This window comes from Pseudomonas sp. LBUM1645, from assembly GCF_059716185.1.
Map to the genome: position 1 here is coordinate 402,224 of NZ_CP166811.1, position 26,730 is coordinate 428,953.

Sequence of the window (26,730 nt, forward strand, 5' to 3'; positions counted from 1 at the left end):
AGTTCCTCAAACCTTCTGCGCGTGAGGTGCACCATGGCCAAAGTTATTTTGAAGAAAAAAATCGACGCTTCGACAGCTGCTCTGGGCGACGTTAAATCTTATGCCCGCAAGATCTGGCTGGCAGGCCTGGGTGCCTACACCAAGGTCGGGCAAGAGGGCGGCGAGTACTTTCAAGAGTTGATCAAAGCCGGTCAAGATGTTGAAAAGAAAGGCAAAAAAGTAGTTGCCGAGAAACTTGAAGCGGCCAATGCCGAGATCGATGAAGCCAAGAGTGAAGTCACTACTTTCAAAGGTAAGGTCGAACTTCAACTCGACAAGGTCGAGAAGGCTTTTGACTCGCGTGTCGCAAGTACCTTGAATCGTATCGGCATTCCGTCTAAACATGACGTTGAGACACTCTCTGCCAAGCTCGATGAGCTGACGGCATTGCTCGAACGCGTCGCGCGTAAATCTTAAGGAGAACGGGATGGCTGGTAAAAAGAACACCGAAAAAGAAGGCAGCTCGTGGATCGGGAAAGTCGAAGACTACTCCCGCAAAATCTGGCTGGCTGGTTTAGGCGTGTACTCGAAGATCGACACTGACGGCAGCAAACTCTTCGATACATTGGTTAAAGACGGCGAGAAAGCCGAGAAGCTCACCAAGAGCGCTGTCGGCAAGAAAGTCGATGCTGCCAAGGACTCTGCTTCGTCGGCCAAGTCGCGCATCAGCGGCGTGAAAGATCGCGCACTGGGCAAGTGGGATGAGCTGGAAGGGGCTTTCGACAAGCGTCTGAACAGCGCCATTTCGCGCCTGGGGGTACCGAGCCGCAATGAAGTCAAAGCACTGCACAGCAAGGTCGATACCCTGACCAAGCAAATCGAAAAACTCACCGGTGCCAAGGTCGCGCCTGTTGCGGCGAAAACCGCGGCGGCCAAACCTGCGGCGAAGTCTGCTGCCAAACCACTGGCTAAAGCTGCCGCTAAACCGGCTGTCAAACCAGCGGCCAAAACTGCCGCAGCGAAACCTGCAGCAGCCAAGCCAGCGGCCAAAGCAGCAGCAAAACCAGCCGCTAAACCGGCTGCCAAAACTGCAGCGGCCAAGCCCGCTACCAAGCCAGCGGCCAAACCTGCCGCAGCGAAGAAGCCAGCGGTGAAAAAGCCGGCAGCTCCGAAAGCGGCTGCACCAAAACCAGCAGTGGCTGCCGCCAAACCGGCAACCCCGGCGCCGGTCAGCACATCGAACTCTGCTACTGCGCCGACCCCTGCTGCAACCCCGACTGTCGCGCCAGCTCCTTCGACGCCAACCAGTCAGTCCTGATTTTCAGGGCTCAAGAAAACGCCCGGCCTGCAAAGGTCGGGCGTTTTTGTTTGTGCGCGGCAATTCCCTGTAGGAGCCGAGCTTGCTCGCGATGGCGGTGTGCCAGTCGGCATTATGTTGGCTGACACACCGCCATCGCGAGCAAGCTCAGCTCCTACAAAGAGTTATTCGTGTTCTTCGAGGTATTGGAGCGCCAACTGCTCCGTCGCCACCTTGATCGGCGGCAGCAAATGCGGCGCCACCAGCATCATGATCTGGTACACCACCAACCTCACCTCACCCTCGCGATCAAGAATCCGCTGATAGTCCAGCGAGAACAGCAGCGTCATGGTGATCTGTTCCACCAGCTGCCCCAGCGCCTGGGTATCGCTGACCAATTGCCCCTGAGCCTTCAATCGTGCGAGCAACGAAGCCAGCGTGCGCTTCAACGCGTTGAGCAGGTTACGTATCCCCTTGGCCAGTTTCGGCAAGCGCCCGGCGAGGTTCGACAGGTCCTGGAACAGAAACCGGTAATGGGCCAGGCGCTCGACGATCAGGTGCAGGAACAGCCAGTAATCTTCCGGTGCAAGTTCCACATCGGCCGGAGGATCGAGCAGGGGCGTCAATTCGGCCTGGAAGCGCTCGAACAGTCCGAGAATCAACGGTTCCTTGCCGTGGAAGTGGTAGTAGAGGTTGCCCGGGCTGATGCCCATTTCGTTGGCAACTTCCATGGTGGAGACGTTCGGCTCGCCCTTCTGATTGAACAACTGCAAAGCACATTCGAGAATCCGGTCGCGGGTTTTCATCCAGTCTTCTTAATGGTCGAGTCATGCCACGGCCGGCGCCGGCCGTGGTTCGTTGTCAGTCAGCGCACGCGCACATAAGTGCCGGGTGCCGCTTCCATCGGTGGATAGTTCTGGTTGCCAAGCGCCATGTGGGTTTCTTTTAGCGCGCCTGAACGTTCTTGAATCCAGCCCAGCCATTCGGTCCACCAACTGCCGTCGACTTGCTTGGCGTCGTAATACCAGGCCCGTGGGTCACCGCTTAGCTTCGTGCTCTCGACGAAGTTGGCTTTCGGGTTTGATGGTGGGTTGAGAATGCTCTGCACATGGCCGCTGTTGGACAACACGAAGCGTCGCTCGCCGCCCAGCAGCAGGGCCGAGCGATACACCGCATCCCACGGGGTGATGTGGTCATTGATGCCCGCCACGCTGAAACTGTCGACGTTGACTTTCTGTAAGTCGATCGGTGTGCCACACACTTCCAGACCACCCGGATGACTCAGCGGGTTGTGTTTGAAGAAGTCCAGCAAGTCGCCATGCAAGGCTGCCGGCAAACGTGTGTTGTCGTTGTTCCAGTAAAGGATGTCGAACGCCGGCGGCTCTTTGCCCAACAGGTAGTTGTTAACGAAATAGCTCCAGATCAAATCGTTGGGGCGCATCCAGGCGAAGATCTTGGCCATGTCGCGACCGTCCAGCACGCCTTTCTGATAGGAGCGACGCTTGGCCGCTTCAAGCGTCTGTTCGTCGGCGAAGAGGGTCGCAGGCGAGTCCATCTGACTGTCGAGCAGGCTCACGAGATAGGTCGCGCTGGACACCCGCCGAAGTTGTCGCTTGGCCTGCAAATGGCCTTGCAGCGCGGCAATGGTCAGCCCGCCCGCGCAGGCGCCCATGAGATTGACCTCACGAGCACCAGTGATCGCCCGGCACACATTCATCGCTTCTTCCACGGCTTCGACGTACGTCGACAGCCCCCATTCGCGATGACGCACATCCGGATTGCGCCAGCTGATCATGAAGGTTTGCAAGCCGTTCTTCAGGGCGAACTGGACGAAGCTGTTGTGCGGGCTCAGGTCGAAAATGTAGTACTTGTTAATCTGTGGCGGCACCACCAGCAGCGGTTTGGAATACTGCTTTTCGCTCATGGGCTTGTACTGGATCAACTCCAGCAGCTCATTGCGAAACACCACGGAGCCCGTAGTGGTGGCGACCGTTTTGCCGACCTCGAAAGCTTGCTTGGTGACTTGTCTGGGCAGACCGTCGTTGTGCAGGAAGTCGTCGACCAGGTGGCTTATGCCTCGCACCAGGCTGTTGCCGCCGGAGTTGAAGATCTCTTTGATCGCCAGCGGATTAAGCAGGCTGTTGGACGGTGCCATGGCGTCGTTGAGCAAGGCGAACGCGAAGTGCGCGCGGGAGCGATCGTCCGGGGTCATGTTGCTGTCGTCGATCCAGTGTTTGACCTGCTTCTGCCAGCTTAGGTAGGCCTGCAAACTGCGGCGATAAAAAGGGTTGAGGCTCCACGCCGGGTCGGCAAAGCGATTGTCCTGCGGATTGGTCGGGTGCAGGGTTTCACCCAGCAGTACGCGGCCCAGTTGACCGCCCAGCTTCAAGGCGTGTCGGGCGGTGTGCACCGGGTTGCGCAAACCATGGGCGGCAACGCTGCGCAGGGTGGAAAACAGATCCCGGCCACGCAGGCCGGTAATCGCACTCTGTGCGTTGATGAACGCGGCGGGAGTGGGCAAAAATTCCCTCGCTGGTTTTTCGCGCATGAATCAACACTCCTTCGTCTTCAGGCCAAATACAGATACACCGAACCAGAACACCATAGACGCTGTTGCGGATTGTTGCGCGGCGCTGCGTCTTCCCGACTGACAATGGGCCGATTAGCCGCCCAATGGCGCGGGATGCGGATGCATCACGGCACGCTGACGTTCTTCCTCGAGAAACTTCATGATGATCGGTGCCACTGCTTCGGCCCGGGTAATCAAAAACAGATGCCCGTCATCGATGATGTGCAACTGGGCGTTGGGAATCCGCCAGGCCAGTAACCGCATGTTGACCAACGGAATCAGTGGATCGTCGTCACCGGCCAGCACCAGGGTTGGCTGGTGGATCTTGTGTAACCAGTGAATGCTGGTCCAGCCGAGGCCGGCGAACAGCTGCCAGTAGTAACCGAGTTTGCCGGCCGAGCGGACCTTGGCGGCATGGCTGGCGGCCAGGGTTGGATCGCGACGGAACGCACCGCCATAGATCATCGGCGCAATGCGAATCACGTGAGACGGCTGGATGTAGCGTCGTGGGCTGGCCATCATCCACAGGACTTTCGGCTTGCCCGGCACCATCACCGTGCCAGCCGCCGTGGCCGCCAGAACGAGTTTCTTGCAGCGCTCGGGATAGTCGTAAGCGAACTGCTGGGCCAGGGCGCCCCCCCAGGAAACACCGATTACGTTGACTTGCCCGTAGTCGAGATAGTCGAGCATCCGCGCCGTGAGTTTCGCCAGGCCCGGAAAGCGATACGGTCGCCTTGGCGTCGACGAACCGCCGACACCAGGGACGTCGAAGGCGATGACTTCCAGGTCCGGGTCCAGCGCCGCGACGAACGGAAACACCAGCTCCAGGTTGGCGCCGATGCCGTTGAAAATCAGCAAGGGCGTCAAGTGAGGCTTGCCGGGGCGTACCGCCGTGCGGAGGGTCTGGCCATCCAGGTCGACGGTACGAAATATGAACGGTTGCGGCATGCGCGGAGCCCTGTAGGTGTGTATGGGAGCAGGCTTGCCCGCTCCCACGTGTGTTACTTCAATTACCGCTCATGCACATAGGTGCCCGGCGCAGCTTCGCCCGCCGGATAAGCCTTGTTGCCCAAACTGCTCGGAGACTTCTTCAGCTTGCCGGAACGCTCGGCTTGCCATGCCTGCCAGTGCAGCCACCAGGAATCGGTGTGCTTGGTGGAGTTCTCTTGCCACTCCTCGGCCTTGACCGGCATCTCGGTGCTGGTCATGTAGCGTGATTTCGGATTGCCCGGCGGGTTCAGAATGCTCTGGATATGCCCGCTGCTGGACAGCACGAATTCAACCTTGCCACCGAACAGTTGCGCCGACTTGTAGCAGGACTTCCACGGGGTGATGTGGTCGTTGGTGCCGGCCAGGGAGAAGATGTCGGCAGTGACCTGCTTCAGATCGATCGGTGTGCCGCACACTTCCAGTGCGTCGGGACGGATCAACGGGTTGGTTTTGAACATCTCGATCAGGTCGCCGTGGAACGCTGCGGGCAACCGTGTGGTGTCGTTGTTCCAGAACAGGATGTCGAACACCGGCGGCTCGTTGCCCAGCAGGTAGTTGTTGACCCAGTAGTTCCAGATCAGGTCGTTGGGGCGCATCCAGGCGAAAACTTTCGCCATGTCGCGGCCTTCCAGTACGCCGGCCTGATAGGAGTGGCGCTTGGCGGATTCGAGGGTCTGCTCGTCGACGAACAGTGCCACGTCGCTGTCCAGGGTGGTGTCCAGCACGCTGACTAGCAGCGTCAGGGCGTTGACCTTGGTCTCGCCGAGCGCGGCGTAGTGGCCCAGCAGGGCGGTGCAGGTGATGCCTCCAGAGCAGGCGCCGAGCATGTTGATGTCTTTGCTGCCGGTGATCGCGGTGACCACGTCGACCGCTTCCTTGAGCGCTTCGATGTAGGTCGACAGACCCCACTCGCGCTGCTCCTTGGTCGGGTTGCGCCAGCTGACGATGAACGTCTGCATGTTGTTGCGCAGGCAGAAGCGCGCCAGGCTCTTGTCCGGGCTCAGGTCGAAAACATAGAACTTGTTGATCTGCGGTGGCACCACCAGCAGTGGGCGCTCGTGCACCTGTTCGGTGGTCGGCCGATACTGGATCAGCTCCAGCACGTCATTGCGAAACACCACCGCGCCTTCGGTGACGCCCAGGCTCTTGCCAACCTCGAACGCGCCCATGTTGACCTGGCTCGGCATGCCACCGTTGTGCACCAGATCCTTGGCCAGATGGGAAAGGCCGTCGAGCAGGCTTTTGCCACCGGTTTCGAAGAAGCGTTTGACCGCCGCCGGGTTGGCTGCACTGTTGGTCGGGGCCATGGCTTCGGTCATGAGGTTGATCACGAAATGCCCGCGTGCGACGTCCTTGGGCGAGAGGTTGCTTTCGCCGATCCAGTCGTGGAGCTCCTTGCGCCACGCCAGGTAAGTTTGCAAATAACGTTTGTAGAGCGGGTTCTGGCTCCAGGCCGGGTCGTGGAAGCGACGGTCATCGCTTGTCGGTTGCAGCGCGGATTTGCCGAACAGCACGTTCTTCAGTTCGATACCGAAATGAGCGACATGCTTTGCACTGTGAATCGGTTGTTTGATGGCCTGGGTCAGCACCATGCGGGCAGAGCCCAACAGATCTTTTCTACGCAGTCCAACGACCGGATTCAGCCCCAAGGTATTTTCCGAGGCCTGTACTTTCAGGTCATCGTTATTCTTGTTACTCATCTACGACGCTCCATTGTCCTGAGACGAGTACCTGGGTCCAGCTGTGCAGTCCACAGCCAATGCCAGGTACTACTACTCGGGTGACCGTTAATTCTGCATCGCTGCTTTTTAGTTCAGAGAGCACTGCAGGGACCTTGCCAGATCCATTGGTTACCCGAGTTTAATTTTTTTCGCAAGCAGGCCAATCGTCGGCCCGGAAGCGGAGCATTCAAACAGATGGAATTAGAAAATGCCCTCTAATGAGCGAAAGGCCCGAGCTAGAGCATCAGCTTGACGATGGATTCGTTCGGATCGCGGGTCTTTCCGGCGGCTTTGAGTTCGGCAAGATAATCGTTCCAGAGATCCTCTTGGCGCACGCCTAGCTGGTACAGATATTCCCAGGTGAACAGGCCGCTGTCGTGGCCGTCGTCGAAGGTCAATTTCAGTGCGTACTGACCGGCCGGTTCTACCTTGGTCAGGCCTACGCCGATCTTGCCAAATTGCAGGATAGGTTTGCCGTGGCCCTGGACCTCGGCGGAAGGAGAGTGCACGCGCAGGAACTCGGCGGGCAGGTGATGCTCCTCGCCGGACGCGTATTTCAGCGACAGGGTTTTCGAGGCTTTGTGCAGTTTGATGTCGGTGGGGAGTTGGGTCGTCATGGGGCCGGTCGTCCGTCTTAATGGAGGCCCTGTGTCGGTGGGTGATCCTGTGGCGAGGGAGCTTGCTCCCGCTCGGCTGCGCAGCAGTCGTAAATCCGGCGAATGGGGTTTTGCTGATAAACCGCATTCGCCGATTTTGGGGCCGCTTCGCGACCCAGCGGGAGCAAGCTCCCTCGCCACAGAAGCCCGCTCACACAGAAGGTGACCTACAGGATATAACGGGACAGGTCTTCGTTCTGCGCCAATTCGCCCAAGTGGCTGTTGACGTAGTCGGCGTCGATCAGGATCGCCTTTTCGTCGTGGGCGCTGGCCAGATCACCGGCGCTGAACGACACCTCTTCAAGCAGACGCTCAAGCAGCGTGTGCAGGCGACGGGCACCGATATTCTCGGTCTTCTCGTTGACCTGCCAGGCGATCTCGGCGATACGCTTGATGCCGTCCGGCTGGAACTCGATTACCAGGCCTTCGGTTTTCAACAGGGCACAATACTGCTCGGTGAGCGACGCGTGCGGTTCGCTGAGAATGCGTTCGAAATCTTCAGGCGTCAGCGCCTTCAGTTCGACACGAATCGGCAGGCGACCTTGGAGCTCAGGCACCAGATCGCTCGGCTTGCTCAGGTGGAACGCACCGGACGCGATGAACAGGATGTGGTCGGTCTTGACCATGCCCAGTTTGGTGTTGACGGTGCAGCCTTCGATTAGCGGCAGCAGGTCGCGCTGTACGCCTTCACGGGAGACGTCGATGCCACCGGAGTTGCCGCGCTTGGCAACTTTGTCGATTTCGTCGATGAACACGATGCCGTGCTGCTCGACCGCTTCCAGTGCCTTGGCCTTCAACTCTTCTTCGTTGACCAGGCGACCGGCTTCTTCGTCACGCACCAGTTTCAGCGCTTCCTTGACCTTGATCTTGCGGCTTTTCTTTTTGCCCTTGCCCATGTTGGCAAACAGGCTTTGCAACTGGTTGGTCATTTCTTCCATGCCCGGTGGCGCGGAGATATCGACGCCGGCCATTTCGGCGACTTCGATTTCGATCTCTTTGTCATCCAGCTGACCTTCGCGCAGGCGCTTGCGGAACAGCTGACGGGTGTTGGAGTCGGCCGACGGTGCGGCGTCGTCGTTGCTGAAGCCCATGCGTGCCGGTGGCAGCAGCGCGTCGAGGATGCGTTCTTCGGCGGCGTCTTCGGCGCGGTGGCGAACCTTGGTCATTTCCTGTTCGCGCAGCAGCTTGATCGCCGCATCGGCCAGGTCACGAATGATCGATTCAACGTCGCGACCGACATAGCCGACTTCGGTGAACTTGGTCGCTTCGACCTTGATGAACGGCGCGTTGGCCAGTTTGGCCAGGCGACGAGCAATCTCGGTTTTACCGACACCGGTCGGGCCGATCATCAGGATGTTCTTGGGGGTCACTTCAACGCGCAGCTCTTCAGGCAGCTGCATCCGGCGCCAGCGGTTACGCAGCGCGATGGCGACGGCGCGCTTGGCATCGTCCTGGCCGATGATATGGCGATTGAGTTCGTGGACGATTTCACGGGGAGTCATGGACATAGTAATTGGCGGTCCTCAAGTAAAAGTGAGCCGTGGCATGGTGGCCAAAACAGGCTTACTCAGCGAGGTCCTGCTCCTCAATGGTGAAGGTGTGGTTGGTGAATACACAGATGTCGCCGGCGATGCCGAGGGCGGTTTCGACGATTTCCCGGGCCGACAGATCGGTTTTCTTCAGCAGCGCGCTGGCGGCGGCCTGGGCGTAACCGCCGCCGGAGCCCATGGCGATCAGACCTTCTTCAGGTTCGACCACGTCGCCGTTGCCGGTGATGATCAGAGAGGCGTCTTTGTTCGCAACCGCGAGCATGGCCTCGAGGCGGCTGAGGGAGCGGTCAGTGCGCCATTCTTTGGCGAGTTCGACAGCGGCGCGAACCAGGTGGCCCTGATGTTTCTCAAGCTGGCCTTCGAAACGCTCGAAGAGGGTGAAGGCGTCAGCGGTGGCTCCGGCAAAGCCGGCGATAACCTGGCCGTGGTACAGGCGGCGAACTTTCTTCGCGTTGCCTTTCATCACGGTATTGCCGAGAGAAACCTGGCCGTCGCCGCCCATGACGACTTTGCCGTGGCGGCGAACTGAAACGATGGTGGTCAAGGGAGAGTCTCCACGCAGCGGGGCGAAAATGCCTTATGCCAACTCATATGGGGGTGGTGGAGCGTATTTCAACTGTAGGAAGGGAGAGGGGACGAGCGGTGTGTCGTTCGCGAAGGAGGATGTAAGTGAATCCCTGTGGCGAGGGAGCTTGCTCCCGTTCGGCTGCGAAGCAGTCGTAAACCCGGTTACCGCAGTCTGTCTGACGGACCGCGGTAGCCGGGTTTGGGAGTGCTGCGCACTCCAGCGGGAGCAAGCTCCCTCGCCACAAAAGCAGGTTGTTTCTGCTAGGTCAGCGGCTTTGGCGTTGTTGTAACAACAGGTTGCTGAACCCGCTGCCGGCCAGTTGTTTCTGAGCCGTGGTCAGTTGCTCGCGGTTGCTGAACGGTCCGACCAATACCCGATACCAGGTTTCGTCCTTCACGGTGCCGGATTCAACCGCCACAGCCTGACCGAGCAAAATGATCTGTGCCCGAACCTTGTCCGCATCAGCCTCCTTGCGGAACGAGCCGGCCTGCAGGAAGAACTTGGTCACTGGCGCCGCTTTGGACACCGGTGGCGCTGGCGGCGGAGTAATCCCGGCCAGTGCTGCCTGAGCCCGCGCGGTATCGATCTTCGCCGCTTGCTCTGGCGTAACCGGCGTCGTTGGAATGGCCGGTACTTGTGGCGTCGGCAGGGTTTTCTCCGGCACGGCATCCGGCGGTACGATGACTTCCGATTCCGGCAGCAACGTGTAGAAGTCGTACTTCGGCTTCACCGGTTGCGTCGGGCTCGGCGGAGTCTTGTTGGCCTCGACGATCTTGGCTTTCTGCTGCTCGATCTTCTCGCGCTTGACGCTCTCGCTGCCCTTGCCCGGTTCCAGCTTCATCAGGAACACAATAAACGCGCCGACCGTCAGGCCGATGGCCATCCACAGCCAGCCCGGGATCGGTTGCTTTGCAGGAGCTTGGTAACGGCTGGCGCCACGCTTGGGTGCAGGTTTTTTCTTGGCAGCCAACTTACATACGCTCCAGAGTTTCCAGACCCAAGAGTTCCAGGCCTTGCTTGAGTGTGCGGCCGGTCAGCGCGGCGAGGCGCAGACGACTCTGCATTTGCGTCGGGGTGTCGGCGCTGAGGATCGGGCAGTTCTCGTAGAAGCTGGAGAACAGGCCGGCGACATCGTACAGGTAGGTGCAGAGGATGTGCGGCGTGCCTTTGTCGGAAACGTTGTTGAGCACTTCGCCGAACTGAGCGAGCTTCGCCGCCAGCTCGTGTTCGTGCGGTGCTTCGAGGACGATCTGACCTTCGACTTCGCTGAAGTCCTTGCCGAGTTTGCGGAACACGCCGGCCACGCGTGTGTAGGCGTACAGCAGGTACGGTGCGGTGTTGCCTTCGAAGTTCAACATCAGGTCGAAGTTGAAGCTGTAGTCGCTGGTGCGGTGCTTGGACAGGTCGGCGTATTTCACCGCGCCAATGCCCACGACCTTGGCAATGTTGCGCAGTTCGTCTTCAGCCAGTTCCGGGTTCTTTTCTTTCACCAGGTTGTAGGCACGTTCCTGGGCTTCGGTCAGCAGGTCGATCAGCTTCACGGTGCCGCCGTCACGGGTCTTGAATGGACGGCCATCGGCGCCGTTCATGGTGCCGAAGCCCATGTGTTCCATTTCCATCGGGTGCGTCACGAAGCCGGCCAGGCGCGCGACCTGGAATACTTGCTGGAAGTGCAAGGCCTGACGCTGGTCGACGAAGTACAGCGCGCGATCAGCCTTCAACTTGCCACTGCGGTAACGCACGGCCGCCAGGTCGGTGGTGGCGTAGAGGTAACCGCCGTCAGCCTTGACGATGATCACCGGCAGCGGGTCGCCGTCGGCGTTCTTGAATTCATCGAGGAACACGCACTGGGCGCCGTTGCTCTCGACCAGCAGGCCAGCGGCCTTGAGATCGTTGACTACGTTGATCAGGTCGTCGTTGTAGGCGCTTTCGCCCATCACGTCGGCCATGGTCAGTTTGACGTTCAGCAGTTCGTAGATTTTCTGGCAGTGCGACAGCGAGATGTCTTTGAACTTGGTCCACAGCGCCAGGCAGTCCGGGTCGCCGGCTTGCAGCTTGACCACCAGGCCACGGGCGCGGTCAGCGAACTCTTCGGATTCGTCGAAGCGTTGCTTGGCGGCGCGGTAGAAGTTTTCCAGGTCCGACAGCTCGTCGCTGGTGATCGGGTTTTCCTGAAGGTAAGCCATCAGCATGCCGAACTGGGTGCCCCAGTCGCCGACGTGGTTCTGACGGATCACTTCGTCGCCGAGGAACTCCAGCACCCGCGCCACGCCGTCGCCGATGATCGTCGAGCGCAAGTGGCCGACGTGCATCTCTTTGGCGAGGTTCGGTGCTGACAGGTCGACGACGGTGCGCTGCACCGGGCCGGCTTTGCGCACGCCGATGTGCTCGTCGGCCAGGGCGGCGTCCAAGCGAGTGGCCAGGGCCTGGGTGTTCTGGAAGAAGTTCAGGAAGCCGGGGCCGGCGATTTCGGTCTTGGTGACGTTTTCATCAGCTGGCAGCGCGGCGATGATTTTCTCTGCCAGGTCACGCGGCTTCATGCCGGCCGGTTTGGCCAGCATCATCGCGATGTTGCTGGCGAAGTCGCCGTGAGTCTTGTCGCGGGAGTTTTCCACCTGGATCGCCGGCGACAGGCCTTCAGGCAACACACCTTCGTTGACGAGTTGGGTGATGGCTTGTTGGATCAGCTGGCGAATGGTGTCTTTCATGGTGTTCTCTTTCGACCGCAAGCGCGGCGGCGCCTGGATGCGCTAGTGGAAAAACTGGGCATTATCCGTTGCGAAGACGGGCTTGCCAACTATAGCGGGCAGGTTATGGATATGTGGTGACAAATCGGCCGCCATCGCGTGTAGGAGCATGGCTTGCCCGCGATGGCGATCTCAAGGGCGCTATCGCGGGCAAGCCTTGCTCCTACGCGCGATGACGATGGCTCTATCAATACAAATCCACAGGATCGACATCAAGGGACCAGCGTACCGCCCGCCCACTCGGCATCTGTTCCAACACCAGCAGCCAGCTGCTTAATAGTCGATGCAACGGCGCCCGAGCCGTCGCTTGCAGCAACAACTGCGCACGATAACGCCCGGCCCGGCGCTCCATCGGCGCAGGCACTGGCCCTAGCAGTTCAATCCCGGTCAGGTTCTGTTCGGCCAGCAAACGCTCAGCCTCACTGCACGCCTCATCAAGAAAACCTTCAGCTTGCCCCGGTTTGTGCGCTTCGGCCCGCAGCAGCGCCAAGTGCGCAAACGGTGGTAACCCCGCCGAGCGACGTTCGCTCAACGCCTGTTCGGCAAAGGCGAAATAGCCCTGTTCAGTCAATTGCACCAGCAGCGGATGGTCGGCCAGGTGCGTCTGGATGATCACTTTGCCCGGCTCTTCAGCCCGGCCCGCGCGCCCGGCAACCTGGACGATCAACTGCGCCATGCGCTCGCTGGCGCGGAAGTCGCCGGAGAACAGCCCGCCGTCGGCATCGAGAATCGATACCAGGGTCACCCGTGGAAAGTGATGCCCTTTGGCAAGCATTTGCGTGCCGACCAGAATGCACGGCTGGCCCTTCTGAATGGTCGCGAACAGCTGATTCATCGCATCCTTGCGCGAAGTGCTATCGCGGTCGACCCGCAGCACCGGGACGTCCGGAAACAAAATCCCCAATCGTTCTTCGGCGCGCTCGGTGCCGGCGCCGACTGGCCTTAAATCGACCTTGCCGCACTTCGGGCAATGCCGAGGGACGCGTTCGACGTAGCCGCAATGATGGCAACGCAGTTCGCCGGAGCGCTGGTGCACGGTCATGCGCGCATCGCAGCGCTGGCACTCGGACATCCAGCCGCAGTCGTGACACAGCAAGGTCGGGGCAAAGCCGCGGCGGTTGAGGAACACCAATACTTGTTGGCCAGCAGCCAGCGTCTGACCGATGGCCTGCTGCATCGGCCCGGAAATGCCGCTGTCCAGTGGACGACTTTTCACGTCCAGGCGCAGGAAACGCGGCTGTTTGGCGCCACCGGCACGCTCGTTCAAGCGTAAGAGTCCGTATCGACCGGTGTAGGCGTTGTGCAGGCTTTCCAGCGAAGGCGTGGCGGAGCCGAGGACAATCGGGATGTTTTCCTGGCGTGCGCGGACCAATGCCAGGTCGCGGGCGTGATAGCGCAGGCCTTCCTGCTGTTTATAGGAACCGTCGTGCTCTTCATCGATGATGATCAGGCCGGGGTTCTTCATCGGCGTGAACAGCGCCGAACGGGTGCCGATAATAATGTCGGCATCACCGTCCCGGGCGGCGAGCCAGGCTTCGAGGCGTTCGCGGTCGTTGACTGCCGAGTGGATCAGCGCGATGCGTGCATTGAAGCGCTGCTCGAAGCGCGCCAGGGTCTGCGGGCCGAGGTTGATCTCCGGGATCAGCACCAGCGCCTGCTTGCCTGCTTCAAGAGTTTCTCGGATCAGTTGCAAATAGACTTCGGTCTTGCCGCTGCCGGTGACACCGGCCAGCAGGAACGCGTGATAACTGTCGAATCCGGCGCGAATCGCTTCATAAGCGGCGCGTTGCTCAGGGTTGAGCGGCAGTTCCGGCTGCGCCAGCCAGTGTTCGTGGCGGGCGTCGGGGGCGTGCTTGCGGATTTCGACTTGCACCAGATCCTTGGCCAGCAGCAAATCCAGGCTGTCCTTGCTCAGCATCAGTTTGCTCAACAACTGATGGGCGACGCCGTGGGGATGCTGGGCCAGGGTCGCCAGGGCCTCCCGTTGACGCGGGGCGCGAGCGATGCGCGGGTCATCAAGGCTGGCGCCGGGCGCGGCGGACCAGAAGCGTTCCTGACGTGCTTCGGCCAGTTCGCCCTGACGCAGTAACACCGGCAGCGCCCAGCTCAAGGTGTCGCCGAGGCTGTGCTGGTAATACTGGGAGGTCCACAGGCACAGTTTGAACAGCGCTGGCGGCAGCGGCGGCGTGGCATCGAGCAGGGCCAGGGCCGGCTTGAGTTTTTCTACCGGGACTTCGCTGGTGTCGGTGACCTCCACCAGAATCCCGATCATTTCCCTCCGGCCGAACGGGACCCGCAGGCGCATGCCCGGCTGCAACTGGGCACGCAGGACCCCGGCCGGGGCACGGTAATCGAACAGGCGGCGCAGGGGCGAAGGCAGGGCGAGGCGCAAAATGGCGTCGGGCACGCGGTTGTTTTCTCGATGATGGGGCGGTGAAGAAGGCCGGGAGCCTAGCAGACGGTCGGTGTAAGGGACAGCTTGCGTGATTGCAAAGGTCTGGTAGAATCCGCGGCCTAATTATGTGCGGTATTCAACAATAGTGTTGAGTGGCGGCACACTAGCCTGAGGAATACACCATGAAAGCCGATATCCATCCAGCGTACGAAACCATCGAAGTAACTTGCAGCTGCGGCAACAAGTTCGAAACTCGTTCGAACCTGTGCAAGCCACTGGGTACTGACGTATGCAACGAGTGCCACCCGTTCTACACCGGTAAGCAGAAGACTCTGGATACTGGCGGCCGTGTACAGCGCTTCGCAGACCGCTTCGGTGCTTTCGGCAAGAAAGCTCCTGCTGCTGCAGAGTAAGGTTGCAAAGCCCCATGGGCTTTACCTTGCTGATGAAAAAGGCGTCCCTCGCGGGCGCCTTTTTTGTGTCTGCGATTTGGCTTTCCGGTGCCCAGGCCTTCTGCCCGGCGCCGAGCGGGCTGACACCCGTTGTGGTGCAACGGGTGGTGGATGGTGACACGCTGCGCCTGAGCGATGGCCGCAGTGTGCGCATGATCGGTTTGAATACGCCGGAGCTGGGCAAGAAAGGCCGCTCCGACGAGCCGTTCGCGGTGGTCGCGCGCCAACGTCTGGAGGCTCTGGTGGCCGCCAGCGACGGGCGGGTCGGTTTATTGCCCGGTAAAGAAAGCCAAGACCATTACGGCCGCGCCTTGGCGCATGTCTACAGCGCCGATGGCGCCAACCTTGAAGCGCAGATGCTCGCTGAAGGGCTCGGTTTCCAGGTAGCGGTCGCGCCGAATGTCGATCTGGTCGACTGCCAGCAAGCGGCTGAACACAGCGCCCGTCAGGCCGGACTCGGGTTGTGGCGTCAATCCCCTGTGCTGAAAGCGGAGCAGATCAGCGCTTCCGGTTTCGCTGTGCTCAGCGGTCGTGTGAGCAAGGTTCAGCGCAATCGCGGCGGGGTTTGGATCGAGTTGCAGGATTCGGTTGTACTGCGCGTTGCACCCAATTTGCTGGGACAGTTCGATGTGGCGAGTCTCGAGCGGCTGAAGGGCAGGCAGATCGAGGCCCGTGGCTGGGTGCTGGACCGTTCGCGGCGCGGCGGACTGAAAGAAGGGCAGGCGCGCTGGCTTCTGCCGTTGACCGACCCGGCGATGCTTCAGATGGCACAGTGATAAAAAATTGTAGACATTTTCAATGTGGATTGTGAACAGTCAATCCCTTGTGTTCCGCGGCTCTTGGTCCAAAGTCGTAGGGCCGGGCGCTTGACAGGGGTGACCGGTCAGTCTTGTAGGGACTTTGCGACACGAGTATCCTCGGCGGTCCGTCTGTCCCACAGTAAAAAGCGGAATGCCCATATGTCTGATTTGAAAACTGCCGCTCTCGAATATCATGCCCATCCTCGTCCAGGGAAGCTGAGCGTCGAGCTCACCAAAGCCACCGCTACCGCCCGCGACCTGTCGCTGGCCTACAGCCCCGGTGTAGCCGAACCAGTCCGCGAAATCGCCCGCGACCCTGAACTCGCCTACAAGTACACCGGCAAGGGCAATCTGGTTGCAGTCATTTCCGATGGCACCGCAATTCTTGGCCTGGGTAACCTCGGCCCATTGGCTTCCAAGCCAGTGATGGAAGGTAAAGGCGTGCTGTTCAAGCGCTTCGCCGGCATCGACGTTTTCGACATCGAAGTCGACTCCGAAAGCCCGCAAGCCTTCATCGACACCGTCAAGCGCATCTCTATCACCTTCGGTGGCATCAACCTGGAAGACATCAAGGCACCTGAGTGCTTTGAGATCGAACGCGCTCTGATCGAGCAGTGCGACATTCCGGTATTCCACGATGACCAGCACGGCACCGCGATCGTTACTGCGGCCGGCATGATCAACGCCCTGGAAATCGCTGGCAAAACCCTCGCTGACGCCAAGATCGTCTGCCTGGGCGCCGGTGCTGCCGCCATCTCCTGCATGAAATTGCTGGTGAGCATGGGTGCCAACATCGAAAACATCTTCATGGTTGACCGTACCGGCGTGATCCACTCCGGCCGTGACGACCTGAACCAGTACAAGGCTGTTTTCGCTCACTCGACTGAAAAACGCACGCTGGCCGACGCCCTGAAAGGCGCCGACGTGTTCGTTGGCCTGTCCGGCCCGAACCTGCTGAGCGCTGAAGGCCTGAAGTCCATGGCGGCCAACCCGATCGTGTTCGCGTGCTCCAACCCGGATCCAGAGATCGCCCCGGAACTGGCTCACGCCACCCGTGACGACGTGATCATGGCGACCGGCCGTTCGGACTACCCGAACCAGGTCAACAACGTGCTGGGCTTCCCGTTCATCTTCCGTGGTGCCCTGGACGTTCGCGCCAAGCGCATCAACGAAGAAATGAAAGTGGCTGCGGCCAACGCCCTGCGTGAACTGGCCAAGCTGCCGGTTCCACAGGAAGTCTGCGACGCCTACGGCGGCATCAAACTGGAATTCGGTCGTGAGTACATCATCCCGAAACCAATGGATGCACGTCTGATCACCGTGATCTCCGATGCCGTGGCCAAGGCTGCAATCGAGACCGGCGTAGCGACCCTGCCGTATCCGAAGAACTACCCGCTGAAAAGCGTGGATGACGTGTTCAACGGCTAAGTCGTTGTAGCGCTTCAACAGAAAGCCCCGGCTCGAATGAGTCGGGGCTTTTTTTTGCCTGTGGGTTTTGCAGCGGTTGTGCTGGCCTCATCGCGAGCAAGCTCGCTCCCACAGGGGTACGCATTCCAATGTGGGAGCGAGCTTGCTCGCGATGAGGCCAGCACTGGCGAGTAGATTTTCAGGCTGTACAGAAATTGCAGATACAAAAAAGCCCCGCTCTTCTTTCGAAGGCGGGGCTTTTTGCAGCTTTAGCCGATCAGAACAAATCGATCGGCGCCGCTTCATCCGCAGGCAGTGGGCTGCCCGGCGCAGTGCCGTTGCCCAGCTCGTTCGCCGACGGTGGCGTGTCCTCGGCCTTGAACAGCTCGAAGTAGGCGCCTGGCGTGCCTGGGGTGGCTGCACGGCCGCTGACCGGGTCGACTCGCAGGCTGAGGATGCCTTCCGGCTCTTGCTGCGTATGCGGCGGCAGGCCTTTGAGTGCGGCGCCCATGTAACTCATCCAGATCGGCAGGGCGACGGTGCCGCCGAACTCTTTGCGACCCAGGCTTTCAGGCTGGTCGAAACCGGTCCAGACAGTGGTCACATAATCGGCGTTGTAGCCCGAGAACCAGGCGTCCTTGGATTCGTTGGTGGTACCGGTCTTGCCCGCAATGTCGCTTCGGCCCAAGGCCAGGGCGCGGCGGCCGGTGCCGAGTTTGATCACGTCCTCGAGCATGCTGTTGAGGATGAACGTGGTGCGACCATCGACGACGCGCTCGGCCACGGCCGGCGTTTGTGGTGCTGGCTGGGCGGTCAAGGCTTCGCCCGGGGTTGCGTTGACGGTGAAGGCGTTGGCCGCGACAGGGGCGGCGATGCCATCAGTGGCGACGCTGCCTTTCGGGACGCTCGGCGGGTTGGCGACGAACAGCGTGTCGCCATTGCGGCTTTCGATCTTGTCGATGATGTAGGGGCTGATCTTGTAGCCGCCGTTGGCGAAGGTGCTCCAGCCGGTGGCGATTTCCATTGGCGTCAGCGTCGCGGTGCCCAAGGCCAGCGACAGGTTGGGCGGCAGGTCCTGTTTGTTGAAGCCAAAGCGCGTGATGTAATCGATGGTCTTGCCAACGCCCATGGCTTGCACCAACCGGATCGAAACCAGGTTACGCGACTTGTACAGGCCTTCACGCAAGCGGATCGGGCCGAGGAACGTGTTGGTATCGTTCTTTGGACGCCAGACCTTGTCCAGGTACTCGTCGACGAACACGATCGGTGCGTCGTTCACCAGGCTGGAGGCGGTGTAGCCATTATCCAGTGCGGCACTGTAGACGAACGGCTTGAAACTCGAACCCGGCTGGCGCTTGGCCTGCATGGCGCGGTTGTAGTTGCTCTGTTCAAAGGCGAAGCCGCCGACCAGGGAACGAATGGCACCGTTCTGCGGATCGAGGGAAACCAGTGCGCCCTGAGCCTGCGGGATCTGGCTGAATTTCAGCGAATTGTCCGGCTGGCGTTGCACACGAATCAGGTCGCCGACCTGGGCGACGTCCGAAGGCTGCTTCGGATTGGCGCCCATGCTGTTGGTATTCAGGAACGGACGCGCCCATTTCATGCTGTCCCAGCCGACGTGTTCGTCACCGGTACGGGTCATCACTTGCAGGCCGGTCTTGTCGACCTGGGTGACGATGGCGGGCTCAAGGCTACTGATGGTGCGCTGTTTGGTCAGCTCGGTTGTCCAGGCCTCGCGAGTCTTGCCCGGCAGGCGCGACTCGGGGCCGCGATAACCATGACGCTGGTCGTAGGTCATCAACCCTTCGTGGACTGCGGTGTTGGCCATTTCCTGCAGGTTGCTCGGCACCGTGGTGGTGACACGGAAACCCTCGGTATAGGCGTCGCTGCCATAACGGCCGACCATTTCGGCGCGGGCCATTTCAGCGATGTACGGTGCGTTCACTTCCGGGGTTGGCACGTGATAACTGGCGTTCAGCGGCTCGTTGATCGCGGTGGTGTAGTCGGCTTCGGTGATTTTGCCGAGCTTGTACATGCGCCCAAGGATCCAGTCGCGACGTTCCTTGCTGCGCGCCGGGTTGGCCAGCGGGTTGAAGCGCGAGGGGGCTTTTGGCAGGCCGGCGATCATCGCCATCTGCGCCAGGCTGACATCACGAATCGACTTGCCGTAGTAAACCTGTGCAGCGGCTTCGATACCGTAGGCGCGGTTACCCAGATAGATCTTGTTGACGTACAGCTCAAGAATTTCGTCCTTGGTCAGCTGCCGTTCGATCTGCAGGGCCAGGAGAATTTCGGTGGTTTTGCGCGAGAAGCTGCGTTCGCTGGTCAGGAAGAAGTTCTTCGCTACCTGCATGGTGATGGTGCTGCCGCCGGACTGAATGTGTCCGCTTTTTACCAACTGGGTGGCCGCGCGCATCAGGCTGCTGGGGTCGACACCGTAGTGATTGGCGAAATTGTCGTCTTCAGCACTTAGTAACGCATTAATGAAATTGGGGGGAATGTCGGCGAACCGGATCGGTGTGCGGCGCATTTCGCCAAATTCTGCGATCAGCTTGTTGTCGCTGCTGTAGACCCGCAAAGGAATCTGCAACTGGATGCTTCTCAGCGCCTCCACGGATGGCAAACCCGGACTAAGGTAGAGAAAGGCGCCGCTAAGACCGAGGAGCAGTCCGCAGAAAACGGCGACGATGGACCAACCGAAAAATTTCAGCAGACGAATCAAGGCTTTTGGACATCCAGGGCAAAGAATGAATTTGGCATCAGGGTTCAGATAAACAGGGAACGACCCGCGCTTGAAGTAAAAACCGGAAAAAAACGCTGGGCATTATAAGCATTTTTCCGTCGAGGGCGTCATTTGCGCTGCTGTCAAGACGGGTGGTTTGAACGCAACGGATATTACAGAGTCCGTAAGACACGGATAGTCATAGGGAATTGGTAGTGCTAGGACTCTTCAATAAAAAGGCCAATACGCTTCTGGGGATCGACATCAGCTCCACGTCGGTCAAGCTTCTGGAGCTAAGCCGCCAAGGCGACCGCTATCGGGTCGAGGCCTATGCGGTGGAACCTTTACCCACCAATGCGGTGGTCGAGAAAAATATCGCCGAGCTCGAAGGCGTAGGGCAGGCACTCGCGCGCGTGCTACTCAAGGCCAGAACCAACCTCAAGAACGTGGCCGTGGCCGTGGCCGGTTCGGCGGTGATTACCAAGACCATCGAGATGGACGCCGGTCTTTCCGATGACGAAATGGAAAACCAGCTGAAGATCGAGGCTGATCAATACATCCCTTATCCATTGGACGAAGTGGCCATCGACTTTGAGGTCCAGGGCGTTTCTGCGCGCAACCCCGAGCGAGTCAATGTGCTGCTGGCGGCCTGTCGCAAGGAAAACGTCGAGGTGCGGGAAGCGGCCCTGGCTCTGGCCGGCCTGACGGCGCGCGTGGTCGACGTCGAGGCTTATGCGCTGGAGCGTTGCTACGGATTGCTGGCGAGGCAACTGGCGGCCTCTCAGGAGCGTCTGACGGTAGCCGTGGTCGATATCGGCGCCACCATGACCACCCTGAGCGTGCTGCACCAGGGGCGGATCATCTACACCCGCGAGCAATTGTTCGGCGGTCGTCAACTGACGGAGGAAATCCAGCGACGTTATGGCCTGACCGTTGAGCAGGCGGGGCTGGCGAAGAAGCAGGGTGGTTTGCCGGACGATTACGTCAGTGAGGTGTTGCAGCCGTTCCGCGATGCGCTGGTGCAGCAGGTGTCGCGTTCGTTGCAGTTTTTCTTCGCCTCCGGTCAGTACAACTCGGTTGATCACATTCTGTTGGCCGGCGGTACCGCATCGGTCCCGGGACTGGACCGGTTGATCGAGCAACGATTGGGTACGCCGACGCAAGTGGCCAACCCGTTCTCCGACATGACCCTAAGCAGCAAGGTCAACGCCGGTGCCCTGGCCAGCGATGCGCCGGCACTGATGATCGCCTGCGGGCTGGCCCTCAGGAGTTTCGACTGATGGCGCGGATCAATCTTTTACCCTGGCGCGAAGAGCAGCGTGAAGCGCGCCGCAAACGCTTTTTGCTGGCGCTGGTCGGTGTGATGGTGGGGGCCGTGGGCGCGGTGCTGATCGCAAACCAGGCCATCAGTGGCGCTATCGATCGGCAAGTGGCTCGTAACGATTACATCGGTAAACAGATTGCCGTGGTCGACGAGCGGATTAAACAGATCAGCGATTTGAAGGCCCGTCGCCAGCAACTGGTCGAGCGCATGCGCATCATTCAGGACCTGCAAGGCAACCGTCCGATCAGCGGGCGGATCTTCGACCAGTTAGCGCGTACCTTGCCGGACGGGGTGTACTTCACCGAGGTGAAAATGGCCGGCAAAACCCTTTCTATTACGGGCGCGGCAGAATCCAACAACCGTGTTTCGGACCTGATGCGTAATCTGGATGCGTCGGACTGGTTCAATGCGCCAACCCTGACGGAGGTCAAAGCGACGACCGCCGGTCAGCTGGATCAGGCCAACGTCTTTCAGCTGACCGTTCGTCAGACTCAGCCCGCCGCTGCGGAGGGCGGCAAATGAGGCTGTCTGACTGGTTCGAAGGCCTGCGCAAGATCGACATCAATGACCTGGACACCAATAACATGGGTTCATGGCCGCCAGCCATCAAGGCACTGGCGGGTATTCTGCTCATGATTCTGGTGCTTTCGCTGGGCTACAGTTTTTCCATCAGCGACCTTCAGAGCCACCTCGAACTCAAGCGCGAGGAAGAGTCGACCCTCAAGGAGCAATTCGCCAACAAAGCCCATATGGCGGCGAATCTGGAGCTGTATACGCAGCAGATGAAGGAAATGGAGAACTCCTTTGGCGTGCTGCTGCGGCAATTGCCCAGTGACACCGAAGTGCCCGGCCTGCTGGAGGACATCACTCGCACCGGCCTGGGCAGTGGCCTGGAGTTCGAAGAGATCAAACTGCTGCCGGAGAACACGCAGCAGTTCTACATCGAGCTACCGATCCAGATCACCGTCACCGGTGCCTATCACGATCTTGCCACCTTCGTCAGCGGCGTCGCCGGGCTGCCACGGATTGTCACCCTGCATGACTTCGACCTTGCGCCGGCCAACCCGGAAGGTGGTCCGAAGTTGCGCATGAGCATCCTCGCCAAGACCTACCGCTACAACGACAAGGGGCTGCAAAAATGAGCCCGATTCGTTGTTTTTCGATGGTGGTGTTGGTCGCCGGCCTGGCCGGTTGCGGCAGCGAAAATGACTTCAGCGACCTGGACGCGTACATGAACGAAATGCGTTTGCGTGCGCCCGGCAAGATTGAACCAACGCCGACATTTCGGTCTTACCCAACATTCACCTACAGCGCCGCCAACCTGCGAAGCCCGTTTTCCCGACAGATCAGAGTCGATCTGGCCGGCCAGAAGCACGGCTCGCGCAACGTCAAACCTGACCCGAATCGGGTCAAGCAGTACCTCGAAGGTTTCAACATCGAGCAGTTTGAAATGGTCGGGACGATCGCCAATGCGACCGGCTCCTTTGCGCTGCTGCGCGGGGCGGGCGGGGTGCATCGGTTGAAAGTCGGCGATTACCTGGGGCGTAACGATGGGCGGGTCGTCGCCATCAGTGGCTCGCAGGTCGATGTGGTCGAAATCGTTCCCGACGGCGAAGGCGCCTGGCTGGAGCGGCCGCGGACCATCCCTTTGAAAGAGCACTCATAGTGGAACTCGAATAATGAACAGGATTTTCTCAACCTTCGGTATTTCGCTATGGATAGCGTTGCTGTCGCCGATGGTACTAGCGGCCAACCTCAAAGCGCTGGATGTCGCCGCGCTTCCGGGGGACCGCGTCGAGTTGAAGTTGTCGTTCGATGGGCCACCGCCGCCGCCCCACGGTTACACCACGGAATCGCCTGCACGGATTGCGCTGGATCTGCCTGGCGTCGTCAGTCAGCTAAAAAGCAAAAATCGTGAACTGGGCGGCGGAAATGCCCGCAGCGCCACGGTGGTGCAAGCCAAGGACCGTACGCGGCTGATCATCAACCTGACCCAGTTGACTCCGTACAACACACGGGTTGAAGGCAACACGCTGTTCGTTGTGGTCGGCCAAGGTGCCAACAAAACGGCCTCCAGCCCGGCGCCCAAAAAGCCGCGCGCAGCGACTGCAACGCCAGCCCCGGCGAAAGCCTATGCGCCGGTAGGCAAGGCCATTCGGGGCGTGGATTTCCAGCGCGGCACCCAGGGCGAAGGCAATGTGGTCATCGATCTGTCGGATCCTTCCATCGCCCCGGACATTCAGGAGCGCGACGGCAAGATCATCCTCGGTTTCGCCAAGACCCAATTGCCTGAACCCTTGCGTGTCCGTCTGGACGTCAAGGATTTCGCCACGCCGGTGCAGTTCGTCAACGCCAGTGCGACGGGCGATCGGGCCACGATCGTTATTGAGCCCAGCGGCGCCTTCGATTATTCGACTTACCAGACCGACAACAAGCTGACCGTCAGCATCCGGCCGATGACCGTCGATGACTTGCAGAAACGCAACACCGAACGTTTCGCCTACACCGGTGAAAAGCTCTCGCTGAATTTCCAGGACATCGATGTGCGCTCGGTGCTGCAACTGATCGCCGATTTCACCAACCTCAACCTGGTGGCCAGCGACACCGTGCAGGGCGGCATCACCCTACGTTTGCAGAACGTGCCGTGGGATCAGGCGCTGGATCTGGTGTTGAAAACCAAGGGCCTGGATAAGCGCAAGATCGGTAACGTTTTGCTGGTCGCACCAGCTGACGAAATCGCTGCCCGCGAGCGTCAGGAACTGGAGTCACAGAAGCAAATCGCCGACCTGGCCCCCCTGCGTCGCGAACTGTTGCAGGTCAACTACGCCAAAGCTGCCGATATCGCCAAGCTGTTCCAGTCGGTGACCAGTGCCGAGGCAAAAGCCGACGAGCGGGGCTCGATCACGGTGGATGAACGGACCAACAACATCATTGCCTACCAGACCCAGGATCGACTCGACGAACTGCGCCGTATCGTCGCGCAACTGGATATCCCGGTGCGTCAGGTGATGATCGAGGCGCGCATCGTCGAAGCTAACGTCGACTATGACAAGAGCCTCGGTGTGCGCTGGGGCGGATCATTGCAGAACAAGGGCAACTGGAACACCTCGGGCGTCAGCAATAATGGGGCTAATGCTTCGTCGACCATCGGTACGCCTGGCAGCACCAGCACCAACTCGCCGTTCGTCGACCTGGGCACCGCCGCCAACACCTCGGGGCTCGGCATCGCATTCATCACCGACAATGTGCTGCTGGATCTCGAGCTGACGGCCATGGAGAAGACCGGTAACGGCGAAATCGTCTCGCAGCCCAAGGTGGTCACCTCGGACAAGGAAACCGCGAAAATCCTCAAGGGCACAGAGATTCCCTATCAGGAAGCCAGCTCCAGCGGCGCTACCTCGGTGTCGTTCAAGGAGGCTTCGCTGTCGCTGGAAGTGACGCCGCAGATCACTCCGGACAACCGGATCATCATGGAGGTCAAGGTCACCAAGGACGAACCGGACTACCTGAACAAAGTGCAGGATGTGCCGCCGATCAAGAAAAACGAGGTCAATGCCAAGGTCCTGGTCAACGACGGCGAGACCATCGTGATTGGCGGAGTTTTCTCAAATACTCAGAGCAAGGTTGTAGATAAGGTGCCATTTCTCGGTGATGTGCCGTATCTTGGCCGCCTTTTCCGGCGTGACGTGGTTTCGGAGAAAAAATCCGAGCTGCTGGTATTTCTCACTCCGCGTATCATGAATAACCAGGCGATTGCTGTGAGTCATTGATTCTGTGCGAAATTTGATTCTTGTTGGACCGATGGGGGCTGGAAAAAGCACCATCGGCCGGTTGCTGGCCAAAGAGCTGCGCCTGCCATTCAAAGATTCCGATAAGGAAATTGAATTGCGCACGGGCGCCAATATCCCGTGGATTTTCGATAAGGAAGGCGAACCGGGCTTTCGTGACCGCGAGCAGGCGATGATTGCCGAGCTGTGCGGCTGCGACGGCGTGGTGCTGGCGACCGGTGGCGGCGCGGTGATGCGCGAGGCCAATCGCCGGGCGCTGCACGCCGGCGGGCGGGTGGTCTATCTGCATGCGTCAGTCGAGCAGCAGGTGGGTCGCACGTCCCGCGATCGCAATCGACCCCTGTTGCGTACTGCCGATCCGGCCAAGACCCTTCGGGATCTGCTGGCGATCCGCGATCCGCTTTATCGTGAAATCGCCGATCTGGTGGTCGAAACCGATGAGCGGCCGCCGCGAATGGTGGTGCTCGATATTCTCGAACGCTTGCAGCAGCTACCTCCCCGTTAAAGCGCAGCGCGAAATGCGCTATCCTCGGCGTCCTGTCATGGCCGCTCAAGGTTGTGGCAGATGGCTACCGAACGGCGTCACACCAGCAGACGCCGTGGACATTCGTTAACTCAAGGCAGGACGCCTGATTCCATCTTCACTGTGGGGACACATGCAGACACTCAAGGTCGATCTAGGCGAGCGCAGCTACCCGATTCATATTGGCGAAGGTTTGTTGGATCAGCCTGAGCTGCTGGCCCCGCATATCCGCGGACGGCAAGTGGCGATCATCTCCAACGAGACCGTTGCGCCGCTCTATCTCGAGCGTCTGACCCGCAGCCTCGCACAGTTCTCGGTGGTTTCCGTGGTGCTGCCGGACGGCGAAGCGTTCAAGACCTGGGAAACCCTGCAACTGATTTTCGACGGTCTGCTGACCGCGCGGCACGACCGCCGTACCACGGTCATCGCCCTCGGTGGCGGTGTGATTGGTGACATGGCCGGTTTTGCGGCCGCCTGCTACCAGCGTGGTGTCGATTTCATCCAGATCCCGACCACGCTGCTGTCGCAAGTCGACTCTTCGGTGGGCGGCAAGACCGGGATCAACCATCCGCTGGGCAAGAATATGGTCGGCGCTTTCTATCAGCCGAACGTGGTGCTGATTGATACCGCTACCCTCAATACCCTGCCGGCCCGCGAACTGTCCGCCGGGCTTGCCGAGGTCATCAAATACGGGCTGATCTGCGACGAGCCGTTCCTGACCTGGCTTGAAGACAACGTTGATCGCCTGCGCGCCCTGGACCAGGTCGCCCTGACTTACGCCATCGAGCGCTCTTGCGCGGCCAAGGCTGAGGTGGTCGGTGCCGACGAACGGGAGACCGGTGTTCGCGCCACGCTCAACCTGGGTCACACCTTCGGCCATGCCATCGAAACCCACATGGGCTATGGTGTCTGGCTACATGGTGAGGCGGTCGCTGCTGGCACCGTAATGGCCTTGGAAATGTCCGCGCGCCTGGGCTGGATCAGCGAGCAAGAGCGCGATCGCGGCATTCGTCTGTTCCAGCGTGCCGGCCTGCCGGTCATCCCGCCTGAAGAGATGACTGAAGCCGATTTTCTCGAACACATGGCAATTGACAAGAAAGTGATCGACGGTCGTTTGCGCCTGGTGCTGCTGCGCCACATGGGCGAAGCGGTGGTGACCGACGATTATCCGAAAGAGGTTTTACAGGCCACGCTGGGAGCGGATTACCGCGCTCTGGCTCAGCTTAAAGGTTAATAAGATCC

General features: G+C 59.9%; 23 protein-coding genes. 12 read left to right on the forward strand and 11 right to left on the reverse strand.

What is annotated here, in order from left to right; genetic code table 11:
* The first annotated feature begins 33 nt into the window (after positions 1-33).
* A complete protein-coding gene (locus tag ACA079_RS01805; protein ID WP_497702382.1) occupies positions 34-456 on the forward strand; it encodes a phasin family protein in 423 nt (140 codons plus the stop codon).
* Positions 457-466: 10 nt separating this feature from the next.
* The gene (locus tag ACA079_RS01810; protein WP_497702383.1) at positions 467-1,297 is read left to right on the forward strand and encodes a phasin family protein; all 831 of its coding nucleotides are present in this window, start codon (positions 467-469) and stop codon (positions 1,295-1,297) included.
* A 164-nt stretch (positions 1,298-1,461) separates the two neighbouring features.
* Here ACA079_RS01810 and ACA079_RS01815 read toward each other — a convergent pair whose 3' ends face one another.
* From ACA079_RS01815 to ACA079_RS01860, 10 genes are all read right to left on the reverse strand, one after another.
* Entirely contained in the window at positions 1,462-2,082 is a 621-nt protein-coding gene (locus tag ACA079_RS01815) for a TetR/AcrR family transcriptional regulator (RefSeq protein WP_415772855.1), read from the reverse strand.
* Between the two features lie 59 nt (positions 2,083-2,141).
* On the reverse strand, positions 2,142-3,824 hold the full coding sequence (gene phaC / locus ACA079_RS01820) for a class II poly(R)-hydroxyalkanoic acid synthase (protein ID WP_497702384.1): 1,683 nt from the start codon (positions 3,822-3,824) through the stop codon (positions 2,142-2,144).
* Positions 3,825-3,938: 114 nt separating this feature from the next.
* A complete protein-coding gene (phaZ, locus tag ACA079_RS01825; RefSeq protein WP_046052139.1) occupies positions 3,939-4,793 on the reverse strand; it encodes a poly(3-hydroxyalkanoate) depolymerase in 855 nt (284 codons plus the stop codon).
* A gap of 62 nt (positions 4,794-4,855) precedes the next feature.
* A complete protein-coding gene (gene phaC / locus ACA079_RS01830) occupies positions 4,856-6,535 on the reverse strand; it encodes a class II poly(R)-hydroxyalkanoic acid synthase (protein ID WP_497702385.1) in 1,680 nt (559 codons plus the stop codon).
* Between the two features lie 257 nt (positions 6,536-6,792).
* Positions 6,793-7,173 carry a gamma-butyrobetaine hydroxylase family protein gene (locus ACA079_RS01835; protein WP_033055352.1) on the reverse strand — a complete coding sequence of 127 codons (381 nt, stop codon included), beginning with the start codon at positions 7,171-7,173 and terminating at the stop codon, positions 6,793-6,795.
* Positions 7,174-7,379: 206 nt separating this feature from the next.
* Positions 7,380-8,720 (reverse strand): ATP-dependent protease ATPase subunit HslU, encoded by a 1,341-nt coding sequence (gene hslU, locus ACA079_RS01840; RefSeq protein ID WP_497702386.1) that lies wholly within the window; start codon positions 8,718-8,720, stop codon positions 7,380-7,382.
* 55 nt (positions 8,721-8,775) lie between these two features.
* The gene (hslV, locus tag ACA079_RS01845; protein WP_007899242.1) at positions 8,776-9,306 is read right to left on the reverse strand and encodes an ATP-dependent protease subunit HslV; all 531 of its coding nucleotides are present in this window, start codon (positions 9,304-9,306) and stop codon (positions 8,776-8,778) included.
* A 289-nt stretch (positions 9,307-9,595) separates the two neighbouring features.
* Positions 9,596-10,300 carry an SPOR domain-containing protein gene (locus ACA079_RS01850; RefSeq protein WP_033055354.1) on the reverse strand — a complete coding sequence of 235 codons (705 nt, stop codon included), beginning with the start codon at positions 10,298-10,300 and terminating at the stop codon, positions 9,596-9,598.
* Between the two features lies 1 nt (position 10,301).
* Positions 10,302-12,038, reverse strand: a complete 1,737-nt coding sequence (argS, locus tag ACA079_RS01855; RefSeq protein ID WP_497702387.1) for an arginine--tRNA ligase — start codon at positions 12,036-12,038, stop codon at positions 10,302-10,304.
* Positions 12,039-12,264: 226 nt separating this feature from the next.
* Positions 12,265-14,484: a primosomal protein N' gene (locus tag ACA079_RS01860; RefSeq protein WP_033055356.1), complete on the reverse strand. Its 2,220-nt coding sequence runs from the start codon at positions 14,482-14,484 to the stop codon at positions 12,265-12,267.
* A gap of 170 nt (positions 14,485-14,654) precedes the next feature.
* On the opposite strand from ACA079_RS01860, the gene rpmE reads away from it, so the two are divergent.
* From rpmE to ACA079_RS01875, 3 genes are all read left to right on the forward strand, one after another.
* Positions 14,655-14,885, forward strand: a complete 231-nt coding sequence (rpmE, locus tag ACA079_RS01865) for a 50S ribosomal protein L31 (RefSeq protein WP_008080648.1) — start codon at positions 14,655-14,657, stop codon at positions 14,883-14,885.
* Positions 14,886-14,899: 14 nt separating this feature from the next.
* The gene (locus ACA079_RS01870; RefSeq protein ID WP_497702388.1) at positions 14,900-15,700 is read left to right on the forward strand and encodes a thermonuclease family protein; all 801 of its coding nucleotides are present in this window, start codon (positions 14,900-14,902) and stop codon (positions 15,698-15,700) included.
* Positions 15,701-15,883: 183 nt separating this feature from the next.
* On the forward strand, positions 15,884-17,152 hold the full coding sequence (locus tag ACA079_RS01875) for a malic enzyme-like NAD(P)-binding protein (protein ID WP_008149557.1): 1,269 nt from the start codon (positions 15,884-15,886) through the stop codon (positions 17,150-17,152).
* A 256-nt stretch (positions 17,153-17,408) separates the two neighbouring features.
* Here the strand turns inward: ACA079_RS01875 and ACA079_RS01880 are convergent, their stop codons facing one another.
* Positions 17,409-19,850: a penicillin-binding protein 1A gene (locus ACA079_RS01880; protein WP_497704266.1), complete on the reverse strand. Its 2,442-nt coding sequence runs from the start codon at positions 19,848-19,850 to the stop codon at positions 17,409-17,411.
* 218 nt (positions 19,851-20,068) lie between these two features.
* On the opposite strand from ACA079_RS01880, the gene ACA079_RS01885 reads away from it, so the two are divergent.
* The 7 genes from ACA079_RS01885 to aroB all read left to right on the forward strand — a co-directional run bounded on the left by ACA079_RS01885 (position 20,069) and on the right by aroB (position 26,722).
* Positions 20,069-21,133, forward strand: a complete 1,065-nt coding sequence (locus tag ACA079_RS01885) for a pilus assembly protein PilM (protein ID WP_497702389.1) — start codon at positions 20,069-20,071, stop codon at positions 21,131-21,133.
* Positions 21,133-21,699: a PilN domain-containing protein gene (locus tag ACA079_RS01890; RefSeq protein WP_415758255.1), complete on the forward strand. Its 567-nt coding sequence runs from the start codon at positions 21,133-21,135 to the stop codon at positions 21,697-21,699. The genes ACA079_RS01885 and ACA079_RS01890 overlap by 1 nt, the downstream gene beginning before the upstream one ends.
* Positions 21,696-22,319 carry a type 4a pilus biogenesis protein PilO gene (gene pilO / locus ACA079_RS01895; RefSeq protein ID WP_436274940.1) on the forward strand — a complete coding sequence of 208 codons (624 nt, stop codon included), beginning with the start codon at positions 21,696-21,698 and terminating at the stop codon, positions 22,317-22,319. The genes ACA079_RS01890 and pilO overlap by 4 nt, the downstream gene beginning before the upstream one ends.
* A complete protein-coding gene (locus ACA079_RS01900) occupies positions 22,316-22,843 on the forward strand; it encodes a pilus assembly protein PilP (RefSeq protein ID WP_497702390.1) in 528 nt (175 codons plus the stop codon). Before pilO ends, ACA079_RS01900 begins: the two co-directional genes overlap by 4 nt.
* Before the next feature lie 13 nt (positions 22,844-22,856).
* A complete protein-coding gene (locus ACA079_RS01905) occupies positions 22,857-24,947 on the forward strand; it encodes a type IV pilus secretin PilQ (protein WP_497702391.1) in 2,091 nt (696 codons plus the stop codon).
* Positions 24,948-24,951: 4 nt separating this feature from the next.
* Positions 24,952-25,470 carry a shikimate kinase AroK gene (gene aroK, locus ACA079_RS01910; RefSeq protein WP_010464421.1) on the forward strand — a complete coding sequence of 173 codons (519 nt, stop codon included), beginning with the start codon at positions 24,952-24,954 and terminating at the stop codon, positions 25,468-25,470.
* 151 nt (positions 25,471-25,621) lie between these two features.
* On the forward strand, positions 25,622-26,722 hold the full coding sequence (gene aroB / locus ACA079_RS01915) for a 3-dehydroquinate synthase (protein ID WP_497702392.1): 1,101 nt from the start codon (positions 25,622-25,624) through the stop codon (positions 26,720-26,722).
* Positions 26,723-26,730: the final 8 nt, after the last annotated feature.

Coding starts and splice junctions, on each gene's coding strand:
- ACA079_RS01890 (WP_415758255.1), top strand. CDS start 21,133: ATGGCGCGGATCAATCTTTTACCCTGGCGCGAAGAGCAGCGTGAAGCG.
- aroB (WP_497702392.1), top strand. CDS start 25,622: ATGCAGACACTCAAGGTCGATCTAGGCGAGCGCAGCTACCCGATTCAT.
- argS (WP_497702387.1), bottom strand. CDS start 12,038: ATGAAAGACACCATTCGCCAGCTGATCCAACAAGCCATCACCCAACTC.
- ACA079_RS01870 (WP_497702388.1), top strand. CDS start 14,900: ATGGGCTTTACCTTGCTGATGAAAAAGGCGTCCCTCGCGGGCGCCTTT.
- phaZ (WP_046052139.1), bottom strand. CDS start 4,793: ATGCCGCAACCGTTCATATTTCGTACCGTCGACCTGGATGGCCAGACC.
- ACA079_RS01835 (WP_033055352.1), bottom strand. CDS start 7,173: ATGACGACCCAACTCCCCACCGACATCAAACTGCACAAAGCCTCGAAA.
- ACA079_RS01905 (WP_497702391.1), top strand. CDS start 22,857: ATGAACAGGATTTTCTCAACCTTCGGTATTTCGCTATGGATAGCGTTG.
- ACA079_RS01875 (WP_008149557.1), top strand. CDS start 15,884: ATGTCTGATTTGAAAACTGCCGCTCTCGAATATCATGCCCATCCTCGT.
- pilO (WP_436274940.1), top strand. CDS start 21,696: ATGAGGCTGTCTGACTGGTTCGAAGGCCTGCGCAAGATCGACATCAAT.
- ACA079_RS01810 (WP_497702383.1), top strand. CDS start 467: ATGGCTGGTAAAAAGAACACCGAAAAAGAAGGCAGCTCGTGGATCGGG.
- rpmE (WP_008080648.1), top strand. CDS start 14,655: ATGAAAGCCGATATCCATCCAGCGTACGAAACCATCGAAGTAACTTGC.
- ACA079_RS01805 (WP_497702382.1), top strand. CDS start 34: ATGGCCAAAGTTATTTTGAAGAAAAAAATCGACGCTTCGACAGCTGCT.
- ACA079_RS01815 (WP_415772855.1), bottom strand. CDS start 2,082: ATGAAAACCCGCGACCGGATTCTCGAATGTGCTTTGCAGTTGTTCAAT.
- phaC (WP_497702385.1), bottom strand. CDS start 6,535: ATGAGTAACAAGAATAACGATGACCTGAAAGTACAGGCCTCGGAAAAT.
- ACA079_RS01900 (WP_497702390.1), top strand. CDS start 22,316: ATGAGCCCGATTCGTTGTTTTTCGATGGTGGTGTTGGTCGCCGGCCTG.
- hslU (WP_497702386.1), bottom strand. CDS start 8,720: ATGTCCATGACTCCCCGTGAAATCGTCCACGAACTCAATCGCCATATC.
- phaC (WP_497702384.1), bottom strand. CDS start 3,824: ATGCGCGAAAAACCAGCGAGGGAATTTTTGCCCACTCCCGCCGCGTTC.